Here is a 2,871-nt window from a genome sequence, read left to right as displayed (position 1 = left end):
AACACCCTCGCCGCACTCTTCCCAGACCGACTCCCACTCCACTAGAATAGAAGAAGAAATCGTCCGTGGCTTACACGGAAATCATGACAGGGCCCTCGACTCCTCTGCAACGCATAGCTCTTCAGCACCACCCAGTCCCGCCGCGTACGGCATCTGCGCAGGACCCAGCACTTCAGCAGCGACCAGCCTCTCTGCTATGCACAGCACCTCCACCGCACCCAGCACTTCCACAACACCCAGCCCCTCGACCGCGCACGGCACCTCCGCCATGCACCGCGCATCCGCCACGCACGGCACCTCCACAACACCCAGCCGCGCCGCCACGCAAAACAACCGCCCAGCCCCTCCGCCGCGCACGGCACCTCCACAAAACCCAGCAGCGCCGCCACGCACAGAACCTCCGCTCCGCACCGCACTTCCCGCAACCGCCCAGCCCCTCCACCGCCCCCGGCACCTTCAAAACACCCAGCCGCGCCGCCACGCACTGCACCTACGCTGTGCACGGCGCATCCGCCACACACGGCACCTTCACAACACCCAGCCCAGCAGCCACGCGCGGCGCCTTCAGGGCACCCAGCACCTCCGCGACACCCGTCTCTTCCGCAACCGCACGGCATTTCCGCAACGCACGGCTCTGCGCAGGGCTACTCGGTTGCCCGAGAGTCCAGGTCACCCCGCTGGCAACCCGATGCCCCGGGGGGCCAGAGACCAACCCGCACCCCGCTGGACAAAGGCCGCAACCGGAAAGGGCAGGGACCAGAGAACCGGCGACCGAGAACCGGGCGATCAGAAAACCGTCAACCGGAGATCGGGGTGGCTTGCCAAGGTTTGAGCCAGTCCGATTCCGGCCAGCCTTCCGCTGCGGCCATCAGTGGCATTGCCGTGGCGCCGTCCAGGGACTCGCGGATGATGTCTGCGTGGCCGGCGTGGCGGGCGGTCTCCTCGATCAGGTGTAGCAGGACCCATCGGACCGACCAGGCCTCCACGTCCTTCGGGTACCAGGGCACGCCCTGGGGCACCGGCACGGGCTGGCCCAGGTCCGCGATGCCCGCGACGACCTCTTCCGTGCGGGCGGCGACGCGGTCGTACCGGTCCAGCACCGACGCCATCGTCTCCGACTCCCCCAGGCGGTAGTGCTCGAAGTAATCCGCCATCGAGTCCTCGAACGGCTTCTGCGGCTGCTGCAGCACCACGTCGATCCAGCCGCTCTCCGTGTTGGCCGCGTGCTTCACCAAGCCGCCGACGCTCAGTTCGCTGGCGCTCGGCACGGCTCTCGCCTGCTCGTCCGACAATCCGTGTGCCGCTATCCGGATCACGTGGCGCTGCTGGGCCAGGTAGGCCAGCAGGCCGCTGCGCTCGTCGGTCACCGGAGGGACGCTTCCCGCCATGATGGTCCTCACTTCCAGAAGGGGTCTCACCCGGACTCCGGAAGCATCCCAGCCACCACCGACAATTTTCAGAGCCGCCGCGGCGCCGGCATCACCGCGACGTACGTGACGCCGACGGCCAGCAGCACCGTCCGCACCACCAGCTGCGCCCGCGTGAACAGCCCTTCCAGGTGCCCCGGCCCCAGCAGCCCCGCGACCAGCACCAGCGCCCACGTCACCAGCACCAGCGCCAGGCCGCCGACCGCCCACTCGCGCCAGCGCGGCGGCCACCACAACACGAGGCTCAGCGCGCCCGCCACGAACACCAGGTTGGCCGCCACGTCGACGGCCCGCGTCCCCGGTCGTGCGGCGTCGGCCAGCATCAGGAAGCCGAACAGGCACACCGAGATCGCGCTGAGCCGGCCGGTCCAGTGCACCGGGGCCAGCCGCATCAACGGCGGTCCGGACAGGGCGAACGCGAGCCCGGCCACCCCGCGCGCGACGCGGAACAGCACGTCCGCGCCCAGCAGGTCCTCGGCCGGACGGTCGACGGGCGACAACCCGGTCGGGACCACGAACTCCAGCAACCACGCGGAATACGCCGCCAGTCCGACGATGAACAGGACCACCGCAGCGATTCGCGCAGCACGCACCGCCACACCCTAAGGGACAAAGTGCGACGTCGCGCGCGCTGGTGTCACAGCCGTGATTTTCGCTTCACAGCAAGGATTACGACCAGCGACCGCACCGTCACTCAGCCGTGCGGGCGGACGAACGGGAACAGCACCGTCTGCCGGACCGACGCGCCGCTGAGCATCATCAGCAGCCGGTCGATGCCGATCCCGAGGCCGCCGGTGGGCGGCATGCCGTGTTCGAGCGCCTGCAGGAAGTCCTCGTCCAGCTCCATCGCCTCGACGTCGCCGCTCGCCGCGCGCAGCGACTGGGCTTCCAGGCGCCGCCGCTGCTCGATCGGGTCCGTCAGCTCGGTGTACGCAGTGCCGACCTCCAGGCCGAACGCGACCAGGTCCCAGCGCTCGGCCAGCAGCGGGTCGACGCGGTGCTGCCGGGTCAGCGGCGAGACGTCGGTCGGGTAGTCCGTGTAAAACGTCGGCAGCACGGTCTGACCCTCGACCAGATGCTCGTACGCCTTCAGCACCAGGTCGCCGTGGCCGGCTTCCTCGGCCACCGGGACCCCCGCCGCGGCGCACAGCCGACGCAGCTCGGACACCGACGTCGACGACGTGATCTCCTCGCCCATCGCCGCGGAAATGGCCTCGTGCACGGGAATCACCGGCCAGTCACCGGAGATGTCGTGCTCGACCACACGCCCGTCGGCGTCGACCCGGCGCACGATCTGCGCGCCGTACGCCGCTTCGGCCGCGTACTGCACCAGCTCTCGTGTGAGGTTCCGCATCGAGTTGTAGTCCGCGTACGCCTGGTACGCCTCGAGCATCGTGAATTCCGGATTGTGCGTGGCATCGACGCCTTCATTGCGGAAGTTCCG

3 protein-coding genes are annotated in these 2,871 nt (G+C 69.2%); all 3 read right to left on the bottom strand.

The features are described from left to right. Positions 1-797: 797 nt before the first annotated feature. Positions 798-1,388, bottom strand: coding sequence for a DinB family protein (locus tag BMY97_RS45650; RefSeq protein WP_091629916.1), 591 nt, complete (start codon positions 1,386-1,388; stop codon positions 798-800). Positions 1,389-1,456: 68 nt separating this feature from the next. After that, positions 1,457-2,020: a hypothetical protein gene (locus BMY97_RS47665; RefSeq protein ID WP_091629918.1), complete on the bottom strand. Its 564-nt coding sequence runs from the start codon at positions 2,018-2,020 to the stop codon at positions 1,457-1,459. 101 nt (positions 2,021-2,121) lie between these two features. Continuing rightward, the coding region (locus tag BMY97_RS45640) for an amino acid--tRNA ligase-related protein (RefSeq protein WP_342744090.1) at positions 2,122-2,871 on the bottom strand (750 nt) is incomplete at its 5' end.

Source organism: Amycolatopsis saalfeldensis (assembly GCF_900110575.1).
Lineage (GTDB): Bacteria > Actinomycetota > Actinomycetes > Mycobacteriales > Pseudonocardiaceae > Amycolatopsis > Amycolatopsis saalfeldensis.
Note: the sequence above shows the minus strand (reverse complement) of the source record. Positions and strands in the feature narration are given on the sequence as shown.

Excerpts from the sequence above, each read along its gene's own strand:
- BMY97_RS45650 (WP_091629916.1), bottom strand. The coding sequence starts at position 1,388 with ATGGCGGGAAGCGTCCCTCCGGTGACCGACGAGCGCAGCGGCCTGCTG.